This is a genomic window from Saccharospirillum sp. (genome assembly GCF_040881935.1).
Classification (GTDB): domain Bacteria; phylum Pseudomonadota; class Gammaproteobacteria; order Pseudomonadales; family Natronospirillaceae; genus Saccharospirillum.
Genome location: NZ_JBBECH010000096.1, coordinates 12,680 through 32,381 on the forward strand (window position 1 = coordinate 12,680; position 19,702 = coordinate 32,381).

The 19,702-nt window shown below is 53.9% G+C and carries 28 protein-coding genes; all 28 read left to right on the forward strand.

What is annotated here, in order from left to right; all coding sequences use genetic code 11:
• The first annotated feature begins 35 nt into the window (after positions 1–35).
• The 28 genes from rpoC (at position 36) to rpmJ (ending at position 19,611) form a co-directional block, all read left to right on the forward strand.
• On the forward strand, positions 36–4,232 hold the full coding sequence (gene rpoC, locus WEB54_RS17685) for a DNA-directed RNA polymerase subunit beta' (protein WP_368056865.1): 4,197 nt from the start codon (positions 36–38) through the stop codon (positions 4,230–4,232).
• A gap of 122 nt (positions 4,233–4,354) precedes the next feature.
• A complete protein-coding gene (rpsL, locus tag WEB54_RS17690; protein ID WP_028671300.1) occupies positions 4,355–4,729 on the forward strand; it encodes a 30S ribosomal protein S12 in 375 nt (124 codons plus the stop codon).
• Positions 4,730–4,853: 124 nt separating this feature from the next.
• Complete coding sequence (gene rpsG / locus WEB54_RS17695; protein ID WP_368056565.1) at positions 4,854–5,327, forward strand: 30S ribosomal protein S7; 474 nt, start codon at positions 4,854–4,856, stop codon at positions 5,325–5,327.
• 38 nt (positions 5,328–5,365) lie between these two features.
• Positions 5,366–7,465 (forward strand): elongation factor G, encoded by a 2,100-nt coding sequence (fusA, locus tag WEB54_RS17700; RefSeq protein ID WP_368056563.1) that lies wholly within the window; start codon positions 5,366–5,368, stop codon positions 7,463–7,465.
• A 32-nt stretch (positions 7,466–7,497) separates the two neighbouring features.
• Positions 7,498–8,694, forward strand: coding sequence for an elongation factor Tu (tuf, locus tag WEB54_RS17705; protein ID WP_368056561.1), 1,197 nt, complete (start codon positions 7,498–7,500; stop codon positions 8,692–8,694).
• A gap of 249 nt (positions 8,695–8,943) precedes the next feature.
• On the forward strand, positions 8,944–9,255 hold the full coding sequence (gene rpsJ / locus WEB54_RS17710) for a 30S ribosomal protein S10 (RefSeq protein WP_028671296.1): 312 nt from the start codon (positions 8,944–8,946) through the stop codon (positions 9,253–9,255).
• Positions 9,256–9,369: 114 nt separating this feature from the next.
• On the forward strand, positions 9,370–10,002 hold the full coding sequence (gene rplC / locus WEB54_RS17715) for a 50S ribosomal protein L3 (protein WP_368056559.1): 633 nt from the start codon (positions 9,370–9,372) through the stop codon (positions 10,000–10,002).
• Positions 10,003–10,012: 10 nt separating this feature from the next.
• Complete coding sequence (gene rplD, locus WEB54_RS17720) at positions 10,013–10,621, forward strand: 50S ribosomal protein L4 (protein WP_213676709.1); 609 nt, start codon at positions 10,013–10,015, stop codon at positions 10,619–10,621.
• On the forward strand, positions 10,618–10,914 hold the full coding sequence (gene rplW, locus WEB54_RS17725) for a 50S ribosomal protein L23 (protein WP_028671293.1): 297 nt from the start codon (positions 10,618–10,620) through the stop codon (positions 10,912–10,914). Before rplD ends, rplW begins: the two co-directional genes overlap by 4 nt.
• 17 nt (positions 10,915–10,931) lie before the next feature.
• A complete protein-coding gene (gene rplB, locus WEB54_RS17730) occupies positions 10,932–11,759 on the forward strand; it encodes a 50S ribosomal protein L2 (protein WP_368056557.1) in 828 nt (275 codons plus the stop codon).
• 21 nt (positions 11,760–11,780) lie between these two features.
• A complete protein-coding gene (gene rpsS / locus WEB54_RS17735; RefSeq protein WP_028671291.1) occupies positions 11,781–12,056 on the forward strand; it encodes a 30S ribosomal protein S19 in 276 nt (91 codons plus the stop codon).
• Positions 12,057–12,071: 15 nt separating this feature from the next.
• A complete protein-coding gene (gene rplV / locus WEB54_RS17740) occupies positions 12,072–12,404 on the forward strand; it encodes a 50S ribosomal protein L22 (protein ID WP_028671290.1) in 333 nt (110 codons plus the stop codon).
• 14 nt (positions 12,405–12,418) lie between these two features.
• Positions 12,419–13,102 carry a 30S ribosomal protein S3 gene (gene rpsC / locus WEB54_RS17745; RefSeq protein ID WP_213676710.1) on the forward strand — a complete coding sequence of 228 codons (684 nt, stop codon included), beginning with the start codon at positions 12,419–12,421 and terminating at the stop codon, positions 13,100–13,102.
• Positions 13,103–13,113: 11 nt separating this feature from the next.
• A complete protein-coding gene (gene rplP / locus WEB54_RS17750; RefSeq protein ID WP_368056555.1) occupies positions 13,114–13,527 on the forward strand; it encodes a 50S ribosomal protein L16 in 414 nt (137 codons plus the stop codon).
• Positions 13,527–13,718 carry a 50S ribosomal protein L29 gene (gene rpmC / locus WEB54_RS17755; protein ID WP_028671287.1) on the forward strand — a complete coding sequence of 64 codons (192 nt, stop codon included), beginning with the start codon at positions 13,527–13,529 and terminating at the stop codon, positions 13,716–13,718. Before rplP ends, rpmC begins: the two co-directional genes overlap by 1 nt.
• A gap of 1 nt (position 13,719) precedes the next feature.
• Complete coding sequence (gene rpsQ, locus WEB54_RS17760; protein ID WP_368056553.1) at positions 13,720–13,980, forward strand: 30S ribosomal protein S17; 261 nt, start codon at positions 13,720–13,722, stop codon at positions 13,978–13,980.
• 21 nt (positions 13,981–14,001) lie between these two features.
• Positions 14,002–14,370 (forward strand): 50S ribosomal protein L14, encoded by a 369-nt coding sequence (gene rplN, locus WEB54_RS17765; RefSeq protein WP_127559591.1) that lies wholly within the window; start codon positions 14,002–14,004, stop codon positions 14,368–14,370.
• Between the two features lie 47 nt (positions 14,371–14,417).
• The gene (gene rplX / locus WEB54_RS17770) at positions 14,418–14,747 is read left to right on the forward strand and encodes a 50S ribosomal protein L24 (RefSeq protein ID WP_368056551.1); all 330 of its coding nucleotides are present in this window, start codon (positions 14,418–14,420) and stop codon (positions 14,745–14,747) included.
• Between the two features lie 14 nt (positions 14,748–14,761).
• Positions 14,762–15,301: a 50S ribosomal protein L5 gene (gene rplE, locus WEB54_RS17775; RefSeq protein WP_368056549.1), complete on the forward strand. Its 540-nt coding sequence runs from the start codon at positions 14,762–14,764 to the stop codon at positions 15,299–15,301.
• Between the two features lie 11 nt (positions 15,302–15,312).
• Positions 15,313–15,618 (forward strand): 30S ribosomal protein S14, encoded by a 306-nt coding sequence (gene rpsN / locus WEB54_RS17780; protein WP_368056860.1) that lies wholly within the window; start codon positions 15,313–15,315, stop codon positions 15,616–15,618.
• Between the two features lie 70 nt (positions 15,619–15,688).
• Entirely contained in the window at positions 15,689–16,081 is a 393-nt protein-coding gene (gene rpsH, locus WEB54_RS17785) for a 30S ribosomal protein S8 (RefSeq protein ID WP_368056547.1), read from the forward strand.
• A 12-nt stretch (positions 16,082–16,093) separates the two neighbouring features.
• Positions 16,094–16,627, forward strand: a complete 534-nt coding sequence (gene rplF / locus WEB54_RS17790; protein ID WP_368056546.1) for a 50S ribosomal protein L6 — start codon at positions 16,094–16,096, stop codon at positions 16,625–16,627.
• Positions 16,628–16,638: 11 nt separating this feature from the next.
• A complete protein-coding gene (gene rplR / locus WEB54_RS17795; RefSeq protein ID WP_127559602.1) occupies positions 16,639–16,989 on the forward strand; it encodes a 50S ribosomal protein L18 in 351 nt (116 codons plus the stop codon).
• Between the two features lie 10 nt (positions 16,990–16,999).
• Entirely contained in the window at positions 17,000–17,506 is a 507-nt protein-coding gene (gene rpsE / locus WEB54_RS17800) for a 30S ribosomal protein S5 (protein ID WP_028671278.1), read from the forward strand.
• A gap of 5 nt (positions 17,507–17,511) precedes the next feature.
• Positions 17,512–17,703 (forward strand): 50S ribosomal protein L30, encoded by a 192-nt coding sequence (rpmD, locus tag WEB54_RS17805; protein WP_368056543.1) that lies wholly within the window; start codon positions 17,512–17,514, stop codon positions 17,701–17,703.
• A 1-nt stretch (position 17,704) separates the two neighbouring features.
• The gene (gene rplO, locus WEB54_RS17810; RefSeq protein ID WP_028671276.1) at positions 17,705–18,139 is read left to right on the forward strand and encodes a 50S ribosomal protein L15; all 435 of its coding nucleotides are present in this window, start codon (positions 17,705–17,707) and stop codon (positions 18,137–18,139) included.
• Between the two features lie 6 nt (positions 18,140–18,145).
• Positions 18,146–19,462, forward strand: coding sequence for a preprotein translocase subunit SecY (gene secY / locus WEB54_RS17815; protein WP_028671275.1), 1,317 nt, complete (start codon positions 18,146–18,148; stop codon positions 19,460–19,462).
• Between the two features lie 35 nt (positions 19,463–19,497).
• The gene (rpmJ, locus tag WEB54_RS17820) at positions 19,498–19,611 is read left to right on the forward strand and encodes a 50S ribosomal protein L36 (protein WP_348474137.1); all 114 of its coding nucleotides are present in this window, start codon (positions 19,498–19,500) and stop codon (positions 19,609–19,611) included.
• The last annotated feature ends 91 nt before the right edge of the window (positions 19,612–19,702 follow it).

Below are 19,702 nucleotides of genomic sequence, written 5' to 3' on the forward strand. Positions count from 1 at the left end.
TGGCCGCCTAAAGCCACTCCTTTCGGAGCTGAATGATGAAAGATTTGCTGAATCTGTTGAAATCTCAGGGCCAGTCGGAAGAGTTTGACTCGATCCGCATTGGCCTGGCCTCACCGGACATGATCCGGTCTTGGTCTTTTGGCGAGGTGAAGAAGCCTGAGACCATCAACTACCGGACTTTCAAGCCGGAACGTGATGGCCTGTTCTGTGCCCGTATCTTTGGTCCTATCAAGGATTACGAGTGCCTGTGTGGCAAGTACAAGCGCCTTAAGCACCGTGGCGTGATTTGTGAAAAGTGCGGTGTGGAAGTCACTCAAGCCAAAGTGCGTCGTGAGCGCATGGGCCATATCGAGCTGGCTGCGCCCGTTGCCCACATCTGGTTCCTGAAGTCACTGCCGTCTCGCATCGGTTTGATGCTGGATATGACGTTGCGTGATATCGAACGCATCCTCTATTACGAGAGCTTTGTCGTCATCGATCCGGGCCTTACCAGTCTGGAAAAAGGTCAGTTGCTGACCGACGAAGAATACTACGAAGCGATCGAAGAATTTGGTGATGATTTCGATGCCCGCATGGGTGCCGAAGCCATTCAGCGACTGCTGGACGGAATTGACCTGGTGGGTGAGACCGCGCAACTGCGCGAAGAGATCCCGGCGACCAATTCTGAAACCAAAATCAAGAAGCTGTCGAAGCGCCTGAAGCTGCTTGAAGCCTTTGAAAAATCAGGCAATAAGCCTGAGTGGATGGTGATGACGGTACTGCCAGTGCTGCCACCGGATCTGCGTCCGCTGGTACCGCTTGATGGTGGCCGTTTTGCCACTTCGGACCTGAACGATCTGTATCGCCGGGTGATCAACCGGAATAACCGTCTCAAGCGTCTGCTTGAGCTGGCGGCACCGGATATCATTGTGCGCAACGAAAAGCGCATGCTGCAGGAATCGGTTGATGCCCTGCTCGACAACGGCCGTCGCGGTCGCGCCATTACTGGCTCGAACCGTCGTCCGCTGAAATCGCTGGCCGATATGATCAAGGGCAAGCAAGGTCGTTTCCGTCAGAACCTGCTCGGTAAGCGCGTAGACTACTCCGGTCGTTCGGTGATCGTGGTTGGTCCTACACTGCGCCTGCACCAGTGTGGTCTGCCGAAGAAAATGGCGCTGGAACTGTTCAAGCCGTTTATTTTCAGCAAGCTGGAGCACCGTGGCCTGGCGACCACCATCAAGGCCGCCAAGAAGATGGTTGAGCGTGAAGAAGCCGTGGTCTGGGACATCCTGGACGAGGTAATTCGCGAGCATCCGGTGATGTTGAACCGGGCACCGACACTTCACCGTCTGGGTATTCAGGCGTTTGAACCGGTGCTGATCGAAGGCAAGGCCATTCAACTGCATCCCCTGGTGTGTGCGGCTTATAACGCCGACTTCGACGGTGACCAGATGGCCGTTCACGTGCCGCTGACGCTGGAAGCCCAGCTTGAAGCGCGTGCGCTGATGATGTCGACCAATAACGTGCTGTCGCCAGCCAGTGGCGAACCGATCATCGTGCCGTCACAAGACGTGGTTCTGGGTCTGTATTACATGACCCGTGAACGTGTTAACGCCAAGGGCGAAGGCATGGTGTTCTCAAACATCGCCGAAGTTCAGCGTGCCTACGGTGCCGGTGAAGTCGCGTTGCAGGCGAAGGTCAAGGTGCGTTTGCGCCAGGTGTATGAAAACAGTGAAGGTGAAGCGATCGACTCCACCTCCATTGTCGATACCACCGTTGGCCGCTCGATTCTGTTTTCAATTGTCCCCGATGGCCTGCCCTACGAGCTGGTCAACCAGGCGATGAAGAAAAAAGCGATCAGTGGCTTGTTGAACGAGTGCTATCGTCGTGTCGGTCTGAAGGACACGGTGATTTTTGCTGACCAGATCATGTACATGGGCTTCAGCTACGCTACCCGTTCCGGCTCGTCCATTGGCGTGAATGACTTTGTTATTCCGAAAGCCAAGCTCGAGATTCTGGGCAAGGCCGAGGCCGAAGTTCAGGACATTGAAGAGCAATTCGCTGCGGGTCTGGTGACCCAGGGCGAGAAGTACAACAAGGTGGTCGACATCTGGTCTCGTGCCAACGATCAGATCGCCCGCGCGATGATGGAAGGCATCTCCAAGGAGATGGTGACCGATCGTGATGGTAACGAGGTTGAGCAGGAATCGTTCAATTCAGTTTATATCATGGCCGACTCCGGTGCCCGGGGTAGCCCGGCCCAAATTCGTCAGCTGGCCGGTATGCGTGGTCTGATGGCGAAGCCGGATGGCTCGATCATCGAAAACCCGATTAAGGCCAACTTCCGTGAAGGCTTGTCGGTCGGTGAATACTTCATCTCGACCCACGGTGCGCGTAAAGGCCTGGCCGATACCGCATTGAAGACAGCAAACTCCGGTTACCTGACGCGTCGTCTGGTTGACGTGGCGCAGGATGTTGTAATCACTGAAGAAGATTGCGGCACGCAGGAAGGCGTTATCGTTGAGCCGATCATTGAAGGCGGCGATGTCGTTCTGGGTCTGGGTCAGCAGGTGCTGGGCCGTGTGGTTGCTACCGACGTGATCGATCCGGTCAGCCAGGAAACCTGGGTACCAGCCGGTACCATGCTGGACGAAGCCTGGGTTAAAAAGTTGGACGAATGGGGTGTTGACCAGATCAAGATCCGTTCGGCGATCAGTTGTAGCACCCGCTATGGTCTCTGTGCCCAGTGCTACGGGCGTGACCTGGCACGTGGACACCGGGTCAACATCGGTGAAGCGGTCGGCATTATTGCTGCCCAGTCGATCGGTGAGCCGGGTACCCAGCTGACGATGCGGACTTTCCACATCGGTGGTGCGGCATCCCGTGCCACTGCGGCTGACAGCGTTCAGGTCAAGCACGGTGGCAAGGTATCGTTACGCAACCTGAAGACCGTTACCCGTGCCGATGGCGACCTGGTCGCTGTAAGCCGGTCCGGTGTACTGGCGGTGTCCGACGAACACGGCCGTGAGCGCGAGAAGTACAAGCTGCCTTACGGTGCTGTGATCAGCGTTGATGACGGTGCTGCCGTTGAAGCTGGCCAGATCGTGGCGAAGTGGGATCCGCACACTCACCCGATCATCGGTGAGTCGAACGGTAAAATTGCCTTTATCGGTATGGACGAAGGCATCACCACCAATCGTAAGATTGATGAATTGACCGGTGTCGGCACCATCGAGGTTATTCCTCAGGGCCAGCGTAATGCGGCCGGTAAGGAAATTCGCCCGCTGGTCAAACTGCTGGATCCGGAAGGCAATGAGATCATGATTGGTAACACCAATCAGCCGGTGCAGTACTTCCTGCCGGACGGCTCCTTCCTGAGCCTGTCGGATGGTGATGTGATCAAGGTCGGTGACGTTATTGCCCGTATTCCGCAGGAAACTTCGGGTAACCGCGACATCACCGGGGGTCTGCCGCGTGTGGCCGACTTGTTCGAAGCCCGCAAACCGAAAGAAGCCGCTATTCTGGCTGAAATTTCAGGTACCGTCGGCTTTGGCAAGGAAACCAAGGGCAAGAAGCGTTTGGTGATCACCCCAACTGACGGCTCGGATGGCTACGAAGAGCTGATTCCCAAGTGGCGCCAGTTGAACGTCTTCGAAGGTGAGCAGGTTGAAAAGGGTGAAGTGATCTCCGACGGACCGATGAACCCGCACGATATTCTGCGGGTCCGGGGTGTCGAGGCGCTGGCGCGTTACATCGTTGACGAAATCCAGGAAGTATACCGTTTGCAGGGCGTAACCATTAACGACAAGCACATCGAAGTGATTGTTCGTCAGATGCTGCGCAAGGCCATGGTGCTGGATAACGGTGACACACACTTCATCAAGGGCGACCAGGTTGAATACAACCAGTTGCTTGAGGCGAATGAGAAAGCTGGCACTGCTGACCAGGAAGTGGCTCGTTTCGAGCGTGTCTTGCTGGGCATCACCAAGGCTTCTCTGGCGACAGAATCCTTTATCTCGGCGGCGTCCTTCCAGGAAACCACCCGGGTGCTGACCGAAGGTGCGGTCACTGGCAAGCGTGATTATTTGCGCGGTCTGAAGGAAAATGTGGTCGTTGGTCGACTGATTCCGGCAGGCACAGGCTTGGCCTATCACGCCGAACGTCGCCGCAAACGTCTGGAACGCACCGGTGAGAAACCATCGATCAGTGCATCCGACGTCGAAGCGGCGCTCAGTCAGGCGCTCAACAAGTAAGCATACGCTTACGTTGACTAAGAATTGCGCGATCACTAAAATGCGCGCTCCCTACAGGACCCGGTTGGCTCGCCATCCGGGTGCTGTCGTGTAATGAGAAGTGAACTTTTAGAGAGGCTTTAATGGCTACAATTAACCAGCTCGTCCGTAAGCCGCGTAAGCGCAAAGCGGTCGCAAGCGATGTTCGGGCCCTGGAAGGCTGCCCGCAACGTCGTGGTGTATGCACCCGTGTGTACACAACTACCCCGAAGAAGCCGAACTCGGCTCTGCGTAAAGTCTGTCGTGTACGACTGACTAACGGTTTCGAGGTGTCATCCTACATCGGCGGTGAAGGTCACAACCTGCAAGAGCACTCGGTTGTACTGATCCGTGGCGGTCGTGTTAAAGACTTGCCAGGTGTTCGTTACCACACCGTTCGTGGCTCACTGGATACCTCCGGCGTTGCCAACCGTAAGCAGGCTCGTTCCAAGTACGGTACCAAGCGGCCTAAGGGCTAATTTCATTTGATTCATTCAGTCTCAGGATAAGAGTAAGGCTGGGTGCTGTTGTCGAAGCGTCATCGAAAGAGTCGGACGACTGCTCATCCCAGAATTGCCTGAAGACCTATTTGAGGGCTTATCAATGCCAAGAAGACGCGTTGCTGCAAAGCGTGAAGTACTGCCAGATCCCAAATTTGGGAACACGCAACTGGCCAAATTTATGAACCATGTCATGTACGACGGCAAGAAGTCTGTTGCCGAGCGTATCGTCTATGGTGCCCTGGACATCGTCAAAGAGAAGAAGTCCGATCAGGATCCCATCGCCATGTTCGAAACGGCTCTGGATTCTATTGCGCCGATGGTCGAAGTGAAATCCCGCCGTGTCGGTGGTGCCACGTATCAGGTGCCCGTCGAAGTGCGTCCGTCTCGCCGTGAAGCCTTGGCTATGCGCTGGTTGGTTGATGCTGCCCGTAAACGTGGTGAGAAATCCATGGGTCAGCGCCTGGCCGGTGAGTTGATGGATGCGTCCGAAGGTAAAGGTGCTGCGATCAAGAAGCGTGAAGATGTGCACCGTATGGCCGAAGCTAACAAAGCATTCTCTCATTACCGTTTCTAAGCTTTAGAGCAAACATTTTCTGTTAAGGAGAAAGAGTTGTGGCTCGTAAAACTCCGCTTAACCGGTACCGTAATATTGGTATCGTCGCGCACGTAGACGCCGGTAAAACGACGACTACAGAGCGCGTACTTTTCTACACCGGCTTGTCGCACAAGCTCGGTGAAGTTCATGATGGCGCCGCCACCATGGACTGGATGGAGCAGGAGCAAGAGCGAGGTATTACCATTACCTCTGCCGCTACCACCTGTTTCTGGCAAGGCATGGCCAAGCAGTTCGATGAGCACCGCATCAACATCATCGACACCCCGGGACACGTTGACTTCACCATTGAAGTTGAGCGTTCATTGCGGGTACTCGACGGCGCTGTCGTCGTACTGTGTGGTTCTTCAGGCGTACAGCCGCAGACTGAGACCGTTTGGCGTCAGGCCAACCGTTACGAAGTTCCGCGCATGGTGTTCGTCAACAAGATGGACCGTGCCGGCGCTGATTTCTATCGCGTTGTCAAACAGTTGAAAGAGCGTCTGGGTGCTAACCCGGTGCCGATCCAGATTCCGATCGGTGCTGAAGACGACTTCGCTGGCGTGATTGACCTGATCAAGATGAAGGCCATTATCTGGAATGAAGAAGACCAGGGCATGACTTTCGAGCTGGAAGACATTCCGGCGAATCTGCAGGAAAAAGCCGAAGAGTTCCGCGTTCAGATGGTTGAGGCTGCCGCTGAAGCCAACGATGAGCTGATGGAAAAGTACATGGAGTCTGAGACTCTAGAGGAAGACGACATCAAGACCGGTCTGCGACTGCGCACACTGGCAGGTGAAATCGTTCTGACTCACTGCGGTTCTGCCTTTAAAAACAAAGGCGTTCAGGCGGTACTGGACAGCGTTATCGAATACATGCCATCGCCGACTCAGGTTCGTGCCATCGAAGGTAGGCTTGATGACGGCGAGACCATGAAGGCGGTTAAGGTTGATGACGATGCGCCGTTCAACGCTCTGGCGTTTAAGATCGCCACAGACCCGTTCGTTGGTACGCTAACGTTTATTCGTGTATACGGCGGCGTGGTCAAGAGCGGTGATCAGGTATTGAACGCGGTTAAGGGCAAGCGCGAACGCGTAGGCCGGATGGTGCAGATGCACGCCAACAACCGTGAAGAGATTAAAGAGCTGCTGGCTGGCGACATTGGCGCCCTGATCGGTATGAAGGATGTGACCACTGGTGACACTCTGTGTGACCCGGCCAACCCGATTACCCTGGAGCGCATGGACTTCCCGGATCCGGTGATTCACGTCGCCGTTGAGCCGAAGTCGAAAGCCGACCAGGAAAAAATGGGTATCGCTCTGGGCAAACTGGCTCAGGAAGATCCTTCATTTACCGTTCGTACTGACGAAGAAACCGGCCAGACCATTATTGGCGGTCAGGGTGAGTTGCACCTGGACGTTCTGGTTGACCGGATGAAGCGTGAATTTAAAGTCGAAGCAAACGTGGGTGCACCTCAGGTTGCCTATCGTGAGCGCATTCGTAACGCTTGTGATATCGACTCCAAGTTTGCCAAGCAGTCGGGTGGTCGCGGTCAATATGGTCACGTTGTGATCAAGTTTGAACCGGCTGACGACGAGAACGCCGAGAAGCTGGTTTTCGTTAACGAAATCGTCGGTGGTTCCGTTCCGAAGGAATACATTCCCGCGGTTGAGAAGGGTATCCAGGAACAGATGAAGAACGGCATTCTGGCGGGCTACCCACTGCTCGGCATGAAGGCCACTCTGCATGACGGTTCCTACCACGACGTTGACTCCAACGAGATGGCCTTTAAAGTGGCTGCCTCAATGGCGGTCAAGAAGTTGAAGGAAAAAGCGAGCCCCGCCTTGCTTGAGCCCATGATGAGTGTTGAGGTGGTAACGCCGGAAGACTACATGGGTGACGTTATGGGCGACCTTAACCGTCGTCGCGGCACAGTTTCAGGCATGGAAGACAGCCCGTCGGGCAAGATCATCAATGCTGAGGTGCCACTGTCCGAAATGTTCGGATACGCTACGGACCTGCGTTCCATGTCTCAGGGCCGTGCCTCTTACGTGATGGAATTCTCAGGCTACAAAGAAGCCCCGATGAACATCGTTGAAGAAATTATCAAGAAGTCTTGATCTTTTTGAGCTTAACTTAGAGGAAAGACACCATGTCTAAGGCTACTTTTGAACGTACCAAGCCGCACGTAAACGTCGGCACCATCGGTCACGTTGACCACGGTAAAACTACTTTGACTGCGGCGCTGACGCGCGTCTGTCACGAAGTGTGGGGCACAGGCGCCTCTGTCGCGTTTGACGGCATCGACAACGCTCCGGAAGAGCGCGAGCGTGGTATCACCATCGCCACCTCTCACGTTGAATACGATTCACCGGCACGCCACTATGCACACGTAGACTGCCCGGGCCACGCTGACTATGTGAAGAACATGATCACCGGTGCGGCTCAGATGGACGGCGCTATTCTGGTGTGTTCAGCCGCTGACGGCCCGATGCCGCAAACGCGTGAGCACATCCTGCTGTCGCGTCAGGTTGGCGTACCCTTCATCGTTGTGTTCCTGAACAAGGCCGATATGGTCGACGACGAAGAGTTGCTGGAACTGGTTGAGATGGAAGTGCGTGATTTGCTGTCCATGTATGACTTCCCGGGCGACGACACGCCGATCATCACCGGCTCTGCGCTGATGGCGCTGGAAGGCAAAGACGACAACGAGATGGGCACAACCGCTGTTAAGAAGCTGGTTGAGGCGCTGGATAGCTACATTCCGGAGCCGGAGCGTGCGATTGACCAGCCGTTCCTGATGCCGATCGAAGACGTGTTCTCAATCTCCGGCCGCGGTACCGTTGTAACCGGTCGTGTTGAGCGTGGCATCGTCAAGTCAGGTGAAGAAGTGGAAGTGATTGGTATTCACGACACCACCAAGACGGTTGTGACCGGTGTTGAAATGTTCCGCAAGCTGCTCGACGAAGGTCGTGCCGGTGAGAACATTGGCGCGCTGCTGCGTGGCACCAAGCGTGACGACATTGAGCGTGGTCAGGTACTGGCCAAGCCGGGTTCAATCACGCCGCACACCACCTTCGAAGCCGAAGTGTATGTTCTGAGCAAAGACGAAGGTGGTCGTCACACGCCGTTCTTCAAGGGCTACCGTCCGCAGTTCTACTTCCGCACCACCGACGTAACCGGTGCCTGTGAACTGCCGGAAGGCGTAGAGATGGTGATGCCAGGCGATAACGTCAAGATGGACGTCACTCTGATCGCCCCGATCGCGATGGACGAAGGTCTGCGTTTCGCGATTCGTGAAGGCGGCCGTACCGTTGGTGCGGGTGTTGTAGCGAAGATCATCAAGTAAAGACGAGCTTTGAGCTGAGAGTTGTGAGCTGTTAGTAACGGCTCATCGCTCGCAGCTTATAGCTAGCAGCTAAAAAAGAGGCGCCCAAGGGCGCCTCTTTTGCTTTAACTCCCTGATTTTTAATGAAAATCCACGCCTAGAACTCCTTTCCTAATCGTCGTTGACAGCCCTGCTCAAGATACATACAATACGCCTCCCCTGATTTTCCGGGGGTATATTGCTGTTTAACAATCTTGGAGCTTTGGTCACATGCAGAACCAAAAGATCAGAATACGCTTGAAAGCGTTCGATCATCGCCTGATCGATGCTTCGACTCAGGAGATCGTCGATACGGCTAAGCGCACTGGCGCACAGGTACGGGGCCCGATCCCGCTGCCGACTCGCAGAGAACGCTACACCGTGCTGGTCTCTCCGCACGTGAACAAGGATGCGCGCGATCAGTACGAAATTCGTACTCATAAGCGCATGCTGGATATCGTTGAGCCAACTGAAAAGACTGTAGATGCGTTGATGAAGTTGGACTTGGCGGCAGGTGTGGACGTACAGATTAGCCTCGGCTAATCGCTGAGTCTCTAATGTAACAGCCCAAGCTGCAGTTAATCCTAACGTGGTTACAGGCGCAGTAACTGGGCGGCCATAGCGGGTTTTAGCCCCGTACATAGAGGAAAGAAAGAAATGTCAATTGGTCTGATTGGTCGTAAGACTGGCATGACTCGTGTCTTCACAGAAGACGGCGTTTCCATTCCAGTGACCGTCGTAGAAGTCGAGCCCAACCGGGTCTCGCAAGTAAAGAGCGTGGAAACCGATGGCTACTATGCAGTCCAGCTTACCGCTGGTACTCGTCGTGCTAATCGCGTCACCAAGTCTCAGGCAGGACACTTCGCGAAAGCCAGTGTTGAAGCCGGTGTGTTCACTCGTGAATTCACTCTGAAAGAAGCAGTCGAATTGAAGGCTGGCGAAGAATTGACCGTTGTCCTGTTCGAAGCAGGCCAGCGTGTGGATGTGACCGGAACCTCCAAGGGTAAAGGCTTCGCTGGTGCGATCAAGCGCCACAACTTCAGCATGCAAGACGCAACTCACGGTAACTCACTGTCTCACCGCGCACCGGGCTCTATCGGCCAGTGCCAGACGCCAGGTCGTGTGTGGAAAGGCAAGAAGATGTCTGGCCACATGGGTGCTGAGCGCTCTACTGTGCAGTCACTTGAGATCGTTCGCGTCGACGCAGAGCGTAACTTGTTGTTGATCAAGGGTGCATTGCCCGGTGCAACAGGTTCTCACGTTGTTGTTCAACCCGCGGTTAAAGGCTAAGAGGTAAGCAATGGATATTAATATTGCAGGACAAGCCAGCGCCAAGGTTGAAGTTTCCGACGCGACGTTCGGTAAAGAATTCAATGAAGCTCTGGTTCATCAGGTCGTTAATGCCTTCCTAGCCGGTGGCCGTCAAGGCAGCCGCGCTCAGAAGAGCCGCTCTGATGTAGCTGGTGGTGGTAAAAAGCCCTGGCGTCAAAAAGGCACAGGCCGTGCTCGTGCCGGTACCATTCGCTCACCCATTTGGGTTGGCGGCGGTAAGACCTTCGCAGCCCGTCCGCAGGACTGGTCGCAGAAAGTAAACCGTAAAATGTACCGTGGTGCGATGAAATCAATCCTGTCAGAACTGGTTCGTCAGGACCGTCTGATCGTGGTTGAAGGTCTGGGCATTGAACAGCCAAAGACCAAAGCATTCCTGTCCAAAATGAAAGAGCTGGATGTGAGCAATGCTTTGATCGTGTCTGACGACGTTGATTCAAACCTGTACTTGTCTGCTCGCAACGTACCGCACGTTGAAGTCAGTGATGTTGCTGGCATCAATCCGGTAAGCCTGGTGGCCTACGAAAAAGTGGTCATTACTGTTGCCGCGCTCAAGAAGCTTGAGGAGGTTTTGGCATGAACCAGGAACGCATCTATCAGGTCGTTTACGGTCCGCATATCTCCGAGAAAGCGACCATCGTAGCGGAAGGCACTGGCCAATACGTATTTCGTGTGGCCAAGGATGCAACTAAGCCGGAAATCAAGAAGGCCGTTGAACAACTGTTCGAAGTAAAAGTTCAGTCTGTTCACACTCTGATCCAGAAGGGCAAGGTTAAGCGCACTCAGCGCGGCGTTGGTAAGCGTAACGACGTTAAAAAAGCCTATGTTCGTCTGGCTGAAGGCCAAGAAATTGATTTCCTGGCGGCAGAATAAGGTAGGGGTTGCGAACAATGGCTATTGTTAAAGCAAAGCCGACGTCAGCTGGACGTCGTCATGTTATCAAGACTTTCAACGCCGAACTGCATACCGGTGCGCCTTACGCGCCCCTGGTTGAGAAGCAGTCCAAGAGCGGTGGCCGTAACAATATGGGTCGTATCACTACGCGTCATATTGGTGGTGGTCACAAGTCGCATTACCGCAAGGTCGATTTCAAACGCAACAAAGATGGCATCAATGCCAAAGTTGAGCGTTTGGAGTACGATCCGAACCGGACTGCGAACATCGCTCTGGTTCTGTACGCAGACGGTGAACGTCGTTACATTCTGGCGCCGGCCGGTTTGACGGCAGGTGATCAGATCGTATCCGGAGAACACGCGCCAATTAAAGTGGGCAACACCATGCCACTGCGCAGTATTCCTCTGGGTTCGACTATTCACAACATTGAGATGAAGCCCGGCAAGGGTGGCCAGATGGTCCGCTCTGCAGGTAACTCAGCTCAGCTGGTCGCGCGCGAAGGCACTTATGCTACCTTGCGTCTGCGCTCCGGTGAAATGCGTAAAGTTCTGTCAGATTGCCGCGCCACCCTGGGTGAAGTGAGCAACTCTGAACATAGCCTGCGTGTATTGGGTAAAGCCGGTGCTACTCGCTGGCGTGGTGTCCGTCCGACGGTTCGTGGTGTTGTCATGAACCCGGTCGATCACCCGCACGGTGGTGGTGAAGGTAAAACCTCGGGTGGACGTCATCCGGTCACGCCTTGGGGTGTTCCCACCAAGGGATACAAAACTCGTAAGAACAAGCGCACGGACAAGTACATCGTTCGTCGTCGTTCTTCGAAGTAACTGAAATAAGAGGAAAAGGCTGTGCCACGTTCACTTAAGAAGGGTCCATTCGTCGACCTTCACTTGATGAAGAAGGTAGAGGCTGCACTGGAAAACGGTGACAAACGGCCCCTGAAAACCTGGTCGCGTCGCTCCACAATCTTCCCGGAATTCGTCGGGTTGACCTTTGCAGTCCATAATGGCCGTCAACATGTACCTGTTTATGTCACAGAGGACATGGTGGGTCATAAGTTGGGTGAATTCGCGCTGACTCGTACCTATAAGGGTCATGTTGCGGACAAGAAGGCTAAGCGGTAATAGAGGGTAGACATGATGGAAACACAAGCTGTATTACGCGGTGCTCGCTTGTCTGCTCAGAAAGGTCGTCTTGTAGCAGACATGATTCGCGGAAAGTCAGTGGCGGAAGCCCTGGATCTGCTGACATTCAGCCCTCAAAAAGGTGCTGCAATCGTCAAGAAGGTTCTGGAATCGGCCATTGCGAATGCAGAACACAATGACGGTGCAGACGTAGATGAGCTTTCAGTCGCCTCCATCTTTGTAGATGAAGGTATGACCATGAAGCGTATCCGTCCGCGTGCTAAAGGCCGTGCTGATCGTATCTTTAAGCGTACGAGCCACATTACGGTCAAGGTTGCCGAGAAATAAGGGGAGAATGACAGATGGGCCAGAAAGTACATCCCACCGGGATCCGGCTCGGCATCACTAAAGACCATAGTTCGGTCTGGTATGCCGACTCCAAGGATTACTCCAAGAAGCTGCTGAACGATATTAAAGTTCGCAGCTACCTGGAGAAGAAACTGGAAAAAGCGTCAGTAAGTAAAATCGTGATTGAGCGTCCTGCACAGAACGCTAAGATCACCATCCACACCGCTCGCCCTGGCATTGTCATCGGCAAGAAAGGTGAAGATGTAGAAGTGCTGCGTCAGGAAGTATCCGCCATGATGGGGATTCCGGTGCACATTAACATCGAAGAGATCCGCAAGCCTGATCTCGACTCCAAACTGGTTGCCCAGTCTGTTGCTGGTCAGCTAGAGCGTCGTGTCATGTTCCGCCGCGCTATGAAGCGTGTGATGCAGAATGCGATGCGTAACGGCGCAAAAGGTGTTCGGATTCAGGTCAGTGGCCGTTTGGGTGGTGCTGAGATTGCGCGGACCGAGTGGTATCTTGAAGGTCGCGTTCCCTTGCACACGCTGCGTGCTGACATCGACTACGCTACGGCCGAGGCACACACCACTTATGGTGTGATCGGTATCAAAGTGTGGATTTTCAAAGGCGAAATCCTGGGTGGTATCGAGCAAGTTCGTGCTCAAGCCAAGGCGCCCAAGAAAAAGGCTTCACGGTAAGGAGTACGTAGATGCTGCAACCTAAACGTACAAAGTTCCGCAAAATGCAGAAGGGCCGTAACCGCGGTCTGGCATTGCGCGGTAGCAAAGTGAGCTTCGGCGAGTACGCGCTGAAGGCAACAGGTCGCGGACGCATTACAGCTCGTCAAATCGAAGCTGCACGTCGCGCAATGACTCGTCATATTAAACGTGGCGGCAAGATCTGGATCCGCGTTTTCCCGGACAAGCCCATTTCCAAGAAACCGTTGGAAGTTCGGATGGGTAAAGGTAAGGGTAACGTAGAGTACTGGGTAGCTCAGATCCAACCCGGTAAAGTCTTGTACGAAATGGAAGGTGTTAGTGAGGATGTGGCTTTGGAGGCATTCCGCCTTGCAGCCGCAAAATTGCCGATTCCAACCATTGTTGTTAAACGGCAGGTGATGTAATGAACGCTAGTGATCTTCGTGAAAAGTCCGTAGACGAGCTGAATAACACCCTGTTGGAGTTGCTTCGCGATCAGTTCAAATATCGCATGCAAAAAGCGACGGGTCAGTTGACTCAGACGCATCTGCTGAAGCAAGTCCGCAAGGACATCGCTCGTGTCAAAACAGTATTGACTCAGAAAGCAGGTGCTTGATATGTCTGAACAAACAGCCCGTACCGTTACCGGTCAGGTCGTCAGCAACAAAGCTGAAAAGACCGTTACCGTAAAGATAGAGCGTACGGTTACTCACCCGATTTACGGGAAAATCGTAAAACGCTCTACCAAGATACATGCGCACGATGAAAGCAATGAGTGCCAGATCGGCGACTTCGTTACCATCGAAGAATGCCGTCCTTTGTCCAAGTCTAAGGCTTGGCGTCTGGTTCGCGTTGAAGAACGTGCAACTACCGTTTAACAGCGCCTGGGAGTTTGAGAGATGATTCAAACAGAAACCGTTTTAGACGTTGCGGATAACAGCGGTGCCAAGCGCGTCCAGTGCATCAAGGTATTGGGCGGGTCACACCGCCGCTATGCCGGCATTGGTGACTTGATCAAGGTCTCCGTGAAGGAAGCAATTCCTCGCGGCAAGGTCAAAAAAGGTCAGGTAATGAACGCTGTTGTTGTGCGCACGCGCAAGGGCGTACGTCGCCCGGATGGATCAGTGATCCGTTTTGACACCAACTCTGCGGTGTTACTTAACACTCAGCACGCCCCGATCGGCACCCGGATCTTTGGTCCGGTGACCCGTGAACTGCGCACTGAGAAATTTATGAAGATCATTTCCCTGGCGCCGGAAGTTCTGTAAGCCTTCGGGCTTACGTAACTGGACGGTAGCAGGAAGTGGAGTAGCGAATGAACAAGTTTAAAAGTGGCGACGACGTTGTCGTAATTGCCGGGAAGGACAAAGGCAAGCGCGGCAAGATCACCAAGGTGATCAGCGACGCCAAGAAAGGCCCGCGTTTTGTGGTCTCTGGTGTGAATCTGATGAAGAAGCACCAGAAGCCGAACCCGAACCTGGGTGTCCAGGGCGGGGTCGTTGAGAAAGAGGCTCCGATAGCGGCGTCCAACGTAGCGATCTTCAATTCAGAAACCAACAAGGGCGACCGTGTTGGCTTTTTGATCAAAGAAGACGGTGCCAAGGTCCGCATCTTCAAGTCCACGAAGAAAGAAATTGGTGTATAAGGGCGGGATACGACATGTCTAGACTCAAAGAGCTCTACAAAACTGACGCTGTCCCTGCACTCCAAGAAGAGTTCGGGTACAAGAACGTCATGGAAATCCCGCGCGTCACCAAGATCACCTTGAACATGGGCGTGGGCGAAGCCATCGGCGACAAAAAGCAGATGGATAACGCTGTTGCAAACCTTGAAGCGATCGCTGGCCAGAAGGTCATGGTCACCAAGGCGCGCAAGTCCATCGCGGGTTTCAAAGTTCGTGAAGACTGGCCGATTGGCTGTAAAGTTACACTGCGCGGTGAGCGTATGTGGGAATTTATGGATCGTCTGATCGACATTTCACTGCCGCGTATGCGTGACTTTCGGGGTATCAACCCCAAGTCATTCGACGGCCGTGGCAACTACAGCATGGGTGTGAAAGAGCAGATTATCTTCCCTGAGATCGAATACGATAAGGTCGATAAGCTGCGCGGTATGGACATTACGGTGACCACAACCGCTCGCACCAATGACGAAGGTCGCGCATTGCTGAAGGCGCTGGCCTTCCCATTCAAAGGTTAAGGGGAAAGGTCATGGCTAAAGTAAGTATGAAAGCGCGTGAAGCCAAGCGCATCAAGACCATCGCCAAGTATGCTGAGAAGCGTGCCAAGCTCAAAGCTATCATCAAAGACTCCGGCAGTACTGATGAGCAGGTTTGGGAAGCACAGCAATCGCTGCAAAAGCTGCCAAGAGACGCAAGTCCTGTTAGACTGCAGCGCCGCTGTCAGTTGACCGGCCGTCCACATGCGGTTTACCGCAAGTTCGGTCTGTCACGTATCAAGCTGCGTGAACAAGTCATGTTGGGTAATGTTCCGGGTTTGAAAAAGTCAAGTTGGTAAGCAAAGTGGTCCGGACCGGGGCGTGTCGCCCCGGTTACCGCACTCGCTGTACACTTAGAGGTAATATTGAATGAGCATGCAAGACACACTTGCGGATATGTTTACACGTATCCGCAATGCTCAGCAGTCCAGTCACGCCATTGTTACCCTGCCGTCTTCAAAGCAAAAAATCGCTGTTGCGACCGTGCTGAAGAACGAAGGGTTCGTGGATGACTTCGCTGTTGAGGGCGAAGGTAAAAAGGTAATGCACATCACCTTGCGTTACTTTGAAGGCAAGCCGGTGATTGAATCGATCAAGCGCGTTTCACGTCCAGGGTTGCGTCAATACCGCGCCTGCGACGAGCTGCCCAAGGTATCGGGTGGGCTGGGTATCGCCATCGTTTCAACATCCAAAGGCGTTATGACCGACCGCGCGGCCCGTGCTGCGGGTGTGGGCGGCGAAATCATCTGCGAAGTCTTCTAAAGGAGTTGAACGATGTCTCGAATAGCTAACGCTCCTATTACGGTTCCGACAGGTGTGGAAGTCAAGCTCGCTAGCGACAAGATTTCTGTCAAGGGCGCCAATGCGGCTCTTGAAACCAATCTGCACGGTTCTGTAGAAATAAAGCAGGACGGCAATACGCTGACCTTTGCCCCCCGTGATGGTGGCAAGATCGCGCACGCCATGTCAGGCACCATGCGTGCACTGGTTAATAACATGGTAGTCGGTGTCACCACCGGTTTTGAAAAGCGCCTGCAGCTGAACGGTGTCGGTTATCGTGCGAAAGCATCCGGCAGTTCCGTCAATTTGACACTGGGCTTCTCCCATCCGATCGATTACACCCTGCCTGCAGGTGTGTCGGCCGAGACCCCGAGCAATACTGAAATCGTGCTAAAAAGCGCCGATAAGCAGCAGCTGGGTCAGGTCGCCGCAGAGATCCGTGCGTTCCGTCCGCCGGAACCGTACAAAGGCAAAGGTGTTCGGTACGCGGATGAACACGTCCGTCGTAAAGAAGCCAAGAAAAAATAAGGGCATAGGTCATGAACGAAAAGAAAGTATCACGTTTACGCCGTGCTCGCCGCAGCCGCATCAAGATCCGCGAATTAGGCGTGCACCGTCTGTGTGTAAACCGGTCGAACCAGCATATATACGCGCAAGTCATCGCTCCAAATGGCAGCGTAGTGGTTGCATCAGCGTCTACGCTGGACGAATCGCTGCGTAAAGACGCGACGAGTAACGTAGATGCCGCCGTCAAGGTAGGCGCTCTGATCGCAGAGCGGGCCAAGGCAGCCGGTATCGAACAGGTGGCTTTTGACCGGTCTGGTTTTAAATACCATGGCCGCGTTAAGGCTTTGGCAGACGCTGCCCGTGAAGGTGGCCTGAAATTCTAAGGTGCGAATGATGGCAAATAACGATCAAGCTCAAGCTGGCGGCGATCTGCAGGAAAAATTGGTTCAGGTAAACCGAGTAGCCAAAGTGGTGAAAGGTGGCCGGATTTTCGGTTTTACTGCTCTGACAGTTGTTGGCGATGGCAATGGCAAAGTCGGCTTTGGCCGTGGCAAGGCGCGTGAAGTGCCTGTCGCGATCCAGAAGGCGATGGACGCGGCTCGCCGTAACATGATCCAGGTCCAGTTGACTGAAGGTACGCTGCAGTATCCGGTAAACGCCCGTCACGGCGCTTCCAAGGTATACATGCAGCCTGCTTCAGACGGTACCGGTGTGATTGCAGGCGGCGCGATGCGTGCTGTTCTGGAAGTCGCCGGTGTACAAAACGTATTGGCCAAGTGCTACGGCTCAACCAACCCGGTTAACGTCGTACGTGCAACCGTTAACGGTTTGGCCAAGATGCGTTCTCCTGAAGATGTGGCTGCCAAGCGTGGCAAGTCCGTCGAATACATTACGGAGTAACGGACATGGCTAAAGCTAAGACACTTAAGGTTCAGCTGTTCCGCAGCCCCATCGCGACTCAGCCCAAGCACAAGTTGTGCGTTCAGGGTCTGGGTTTGAAGAAGGTGGGCCAGGTCCGTGAACTGGAAGATACAGCGTCCGTTCGCGGCATGATCAACAAAGTGAACTATATGGTTCGCGTAGTTGAGGGTGAGTAATATGTTTCTTAATACATTGAGCCCTGCAGAGGGTTCTACCACCGCTCCCAAGCGGGTTGGCCGTGGTATCGGCTCTGGTCTGGGTAAGACCGGTGGCCGGGGTCACAAGGGTCAGAAGTCTCGTTCAGGCGGTTCTGTCAAGCCAGGTTTCGAAGGCGGCCAGATGCCTTTGCAGCGTCGCTTGCCGAAATTTGGTTTTACCTCTCGTCAGGCACCATTTGTCGCTGAGATTCGTCTGCACGAACTTGTTAAGGCCGGTGTCGAGGTAGTAGATCTCGCCGCCTTGAAAAAAGCCGATATCATCGGTGAAAAAATCAAGCGGGCGCGTGTCATCCTGTCCGGTGAAATCAGTCAGGCCGTTACGGTCAAGGGTCTGAAGGTCACCAAGGGTGCAAAGGCAGCCATTGAAGCTGCGGGCGGAAAGGTAGAGGAATAATTCTCCATGACCAGACAAGGACTACCGGCCGGGTCGCAAGGGGGGCTGGGCGAGCTTTGGACTCGCCTTCGCTTCCTCCTGTTAGCGCTCCTGGTCTACCGTATCGGTGCACACATTCCAGTTCCGGGTATTAACCCGGACAGTCTGTCTGCATTGTTCGAGCGTAACCGTGACACCATCCTGAGCATGTTTAACATGTTCTCCGGTGGCGCACTGGAACGTATGAGTATCTTCGCACTTGGCATTATGCCGTATATTTCCGCGTCGATTATCATGCAGCTCCTGACGGTCGTGAGTCCCCATCTGGAACAGCTCAAGAAGGAAGGTGAAGCTGGTCGTCGCAAGATGAGCCAGTACACCCGATACGGCACGCTGGTGCTGGCTATTATCCAGTCTTTCGCCCTCTCGGCGGGTCTGGCCAGCCAGAACATAGCGTTCGATACTGGTCCGTCATTTTACTTTGTTGCTGTAGTCACACTGACTTGCGGCACTATGTTCATGATGTGGCTGGGTGAACAGATCACCGAACGCGGTATTGGTAATGGTATCTCCATGCTGATTTTCGCGGGTATTGTAGCGGGCTTGCCCGGTGCAATCGGCCAGAGCTTTGAGAGTGCCCGTCAGGGTGAACTCAGCATTATTGCTCTGTTGTTGATCGGTCTGGTAGCGGTGGCTGTGGTCGCGTTCATTGTCTTTATTGAGCGAGGCCAGCGCCGGATCACCATCAATTACGCCAAGCGTCAGCAAGGTCGTAAGGTGTTCCAGGCACAAAGCAGTCATTTGCCACTGAAGATCAACATGGCCGGTGTGATTCCGCCCATCTTTGCGTCCAGTCTCTTGCTGTTCCCGGCTTCGCTGGGTAACTGGTTTGGCAGTGGCGACGGTATGGGTTGGATGCAGGATATTGCTCTGCTGCTCAGCCCGGGCCAGCCGCTGTACATTCTGCTGTTCGCATTCGCAGTCGTCTTCTTCTGCTATTTCTACACAGCAGTAACCTTCAATCCGAAGGATGTGGCTGAAAACCTGAAGCGTTCCGGTGCCTTTATACCGGGGATACGCCCAGGTGAGCAGACCTCCCGTTATATTGACGGGGTCTCTGCACGGCTGACCTTCTTTGGTGCGATGTACATTACCGCTGTGTCCTTGCTGCCCCAGGCCCTGGTGATAGCTGCCAACGTACCGTTTTACTTTGGTGGCACGTCGCTGTTGATCGTGGTGGTGGTTGTGATGGACTTTATGGCTCAGGTGCAAAGTCACTTGATGTCCCACCAGTATTCCTCAGTGATGAAAAAAGCCAATCTGAAGTCGATTGGCAACAACTGAAGAGACTGAGTGATTACCAGTTATTGGAGTGAAGCATGAAAGTACGTGCGTCAGTCAAGAAAATGTGCCGTAACTGCAAGATTATCCGCCGTAACGGTGCTGTTCGTGTGATCTGCACGGATCCCAAGCACAAGCAGCGCCAGGGTTAATTGCAATCGGTTGGTTAGTGCCCGGGTAATACAGGTTGATTTTGTAAAGCCCAGGCGCTATCATCTCGCGCCCCTAAATTGGGGGTTCATT

What these genes read in the sequence shown, in the direction of transcription:
- rplR (WP_127559602.1), top strand. Translation starts at nt 16,639, where the DNA reads ATGAACGAAAAGAAAGTATCACGTTTACGCCGTGCTCGCCGCAGCCGC.
- rplO (WP_028671276.1), top strand. Translation starts at nt 17,705, where the DNA reads ATGTTTCTTAATACATTGAGCCCTGCAGAGGGTTCTACCACCGCTCCC.
- rpsG (WP_368056565.1), top strand. Translation starts at nt 4,854, where the DNA reads ATGCCAAGAAGACGCGTTGCTGCAAAGCGTGAAGTACTGCCAGATCCC.
- rpsE (WP_028671278.1), top strand. Translation starts at nt 17,000, where the DNA reads ATGGCAAATAACGATCAAGCTCAAGCTGGCGGCGATCTGCAGGAAAAA.
- rpsH (WP_368056547.1), top strand. Translation starts at nt 15,689, where the DNA reads ATGAGCATGCAAGACACACTTGCGGATATGTTTACACGTATCCGCAAT.
- rplN (WP_127559591.1), top strand. Translation starts at nt 14,002, where the DNA reads ATGATTCAAACAGAAACCGTTTTAGACGTTGCGGATAACAGCGGTGCC.
- tuf (WP_368056561.1), top strand. Translation starts at nt 7,498, where the DNA reads ATGTCTAAGGCTACTTTTGAACGTACCAAGCCGCACGTAAACGTCGGC.
- rplX (WP_368056551.1), top strand. Translation starts at nt 14,418, where the DNA reads ATGAACAAGTTTAAAAGTGGCGACGACGTTGTCGTAATTGCCGGGAAG.
- rpsC (WP_213676710.1), top strand. Translation starts at nt 12,419, where the DNA reads ATGGGCCAGAAAGTACATCCCACCGGGATCCGGCTCGGCATCACTAAA.
- rplV (WP_028671290.1), top strand. Translation starts at nt 12,072, where the DNA reads ATGGAAACACAAGCTGTATTACGCGGTGCTCGCTTGTCTGCTCAGAAA.
- rplP (WP_368056555.1), top strand. Translation starts at nt 13,114, where the DNA reads ATGCTGCAACCTAAACGTACAAAGTTCCGCAAAATGCAGAAGGGCCGT.
- rpsJ (WP_028671296.1), top strand. Translation starts at nt 8,944, where the DNA reads ATGCAGAACCAAAAGATCAGAATACGCTTGAAAGCGTTCGATCATCGC.
- rplF (WP_368056546.1), top strand. Translation starts at nt 16,094, where the DNA reads ATGTCTCGAATAGCTAACGCTCCTATTACGGTTCCGACAGGTGTGGAA.
- rpsQ (WP_368056553.1), top strand. Translation starts at nt 13,720, where the DNA reads ATGTCTGAACAAACAGCCCGTACCGTTACCGGTCAGGTCGTCAGCAAC.
- rpmJ (WP_348474137.1), top strand. Translation starts at nt 19,498, where the DNA reads ATGAAAGTACGTGCGTCAGTCAAGAAAATGTGCCGTAACTGCAAGATT.
- rplE (WP_368056549.1), top strand. Translation starts at nt 14,762, where the DNA reads ATGTCTAGACTCAAAGAGCTCTACAAAACTGACGCTGTCCCTGCACTC.
- rplD (WP_213676709.1), top strand. Translation starts at nt 10,013, where the DNA reads ATGGATATTAATATTGCAGGACAAGCCAGCGCCAAGGTTGAAGTTTCC.
- rpsN (WP_368056860.1), top strand. Translation starts at nt 15,313, where the DNA reads ATGGCTAAAGTAAGTATGAAAGCGCGTGAAGCCAAGCGCATCAAGACC.
- rpmC (WP_028671287.1), top strand. Translation starts at nt 13,527, where the DNA reads ATGAACGCTAGTGATCTTCGTGAAAAGTCCGTAGACGAGCTGAATAAC.
- rpoC (WP_368056865.1), top strand. Translation starts at nt 36, where the DNA reads ATGAAAGATTTGCTGAATCTGTTGAAATCTCAGGGCCAGTCGGAAGAG.
- rplC (WP_368056559.1), top strand. Translation starts at nt 9,370, where the DNA reads ATGTCAATTGGTCTGATTGGTCGTAAGACTGGCATGACTCGTGTCTTC.
- rplW (WP_028671293.1), top strand. Translation starts at nt 10,618, where the DNA reads ATGAACCAGGAACGCATCTATCAGGTCGTTTACGGTCCGCATATCTCC.
- rpsL (WP_028671300.1), top strand. Translation starts at nt 4,355, where the DNA reads ATGGCTACAATTAACCAGCTCGTCCGTAAGCCGCGTAAGCGCAAAGCG.
- secY (WP_028671275.1), top strand. Translation starts at nt 18,146, where the DNA reads ATGACCAGACAAGGACTACCGGCCGGGTCGCAAGGGGGGCTGGGCGAG.
- rpmD (WP_368056543.1), top strand. Translation starts at nt 17,512, where the DNA reads ATGGCTAAAGCTAAGACACTTAAGGTTCAGCTGTTCCGCAGCCCCATC.
- rplB (WP_368056557.1), top strand. Translation starts at nt 10,932, where the DNA reads ATGGCTATTGTTAAAGCAAAGCCGACGTCAGCTGGACGTCGTCATGTT.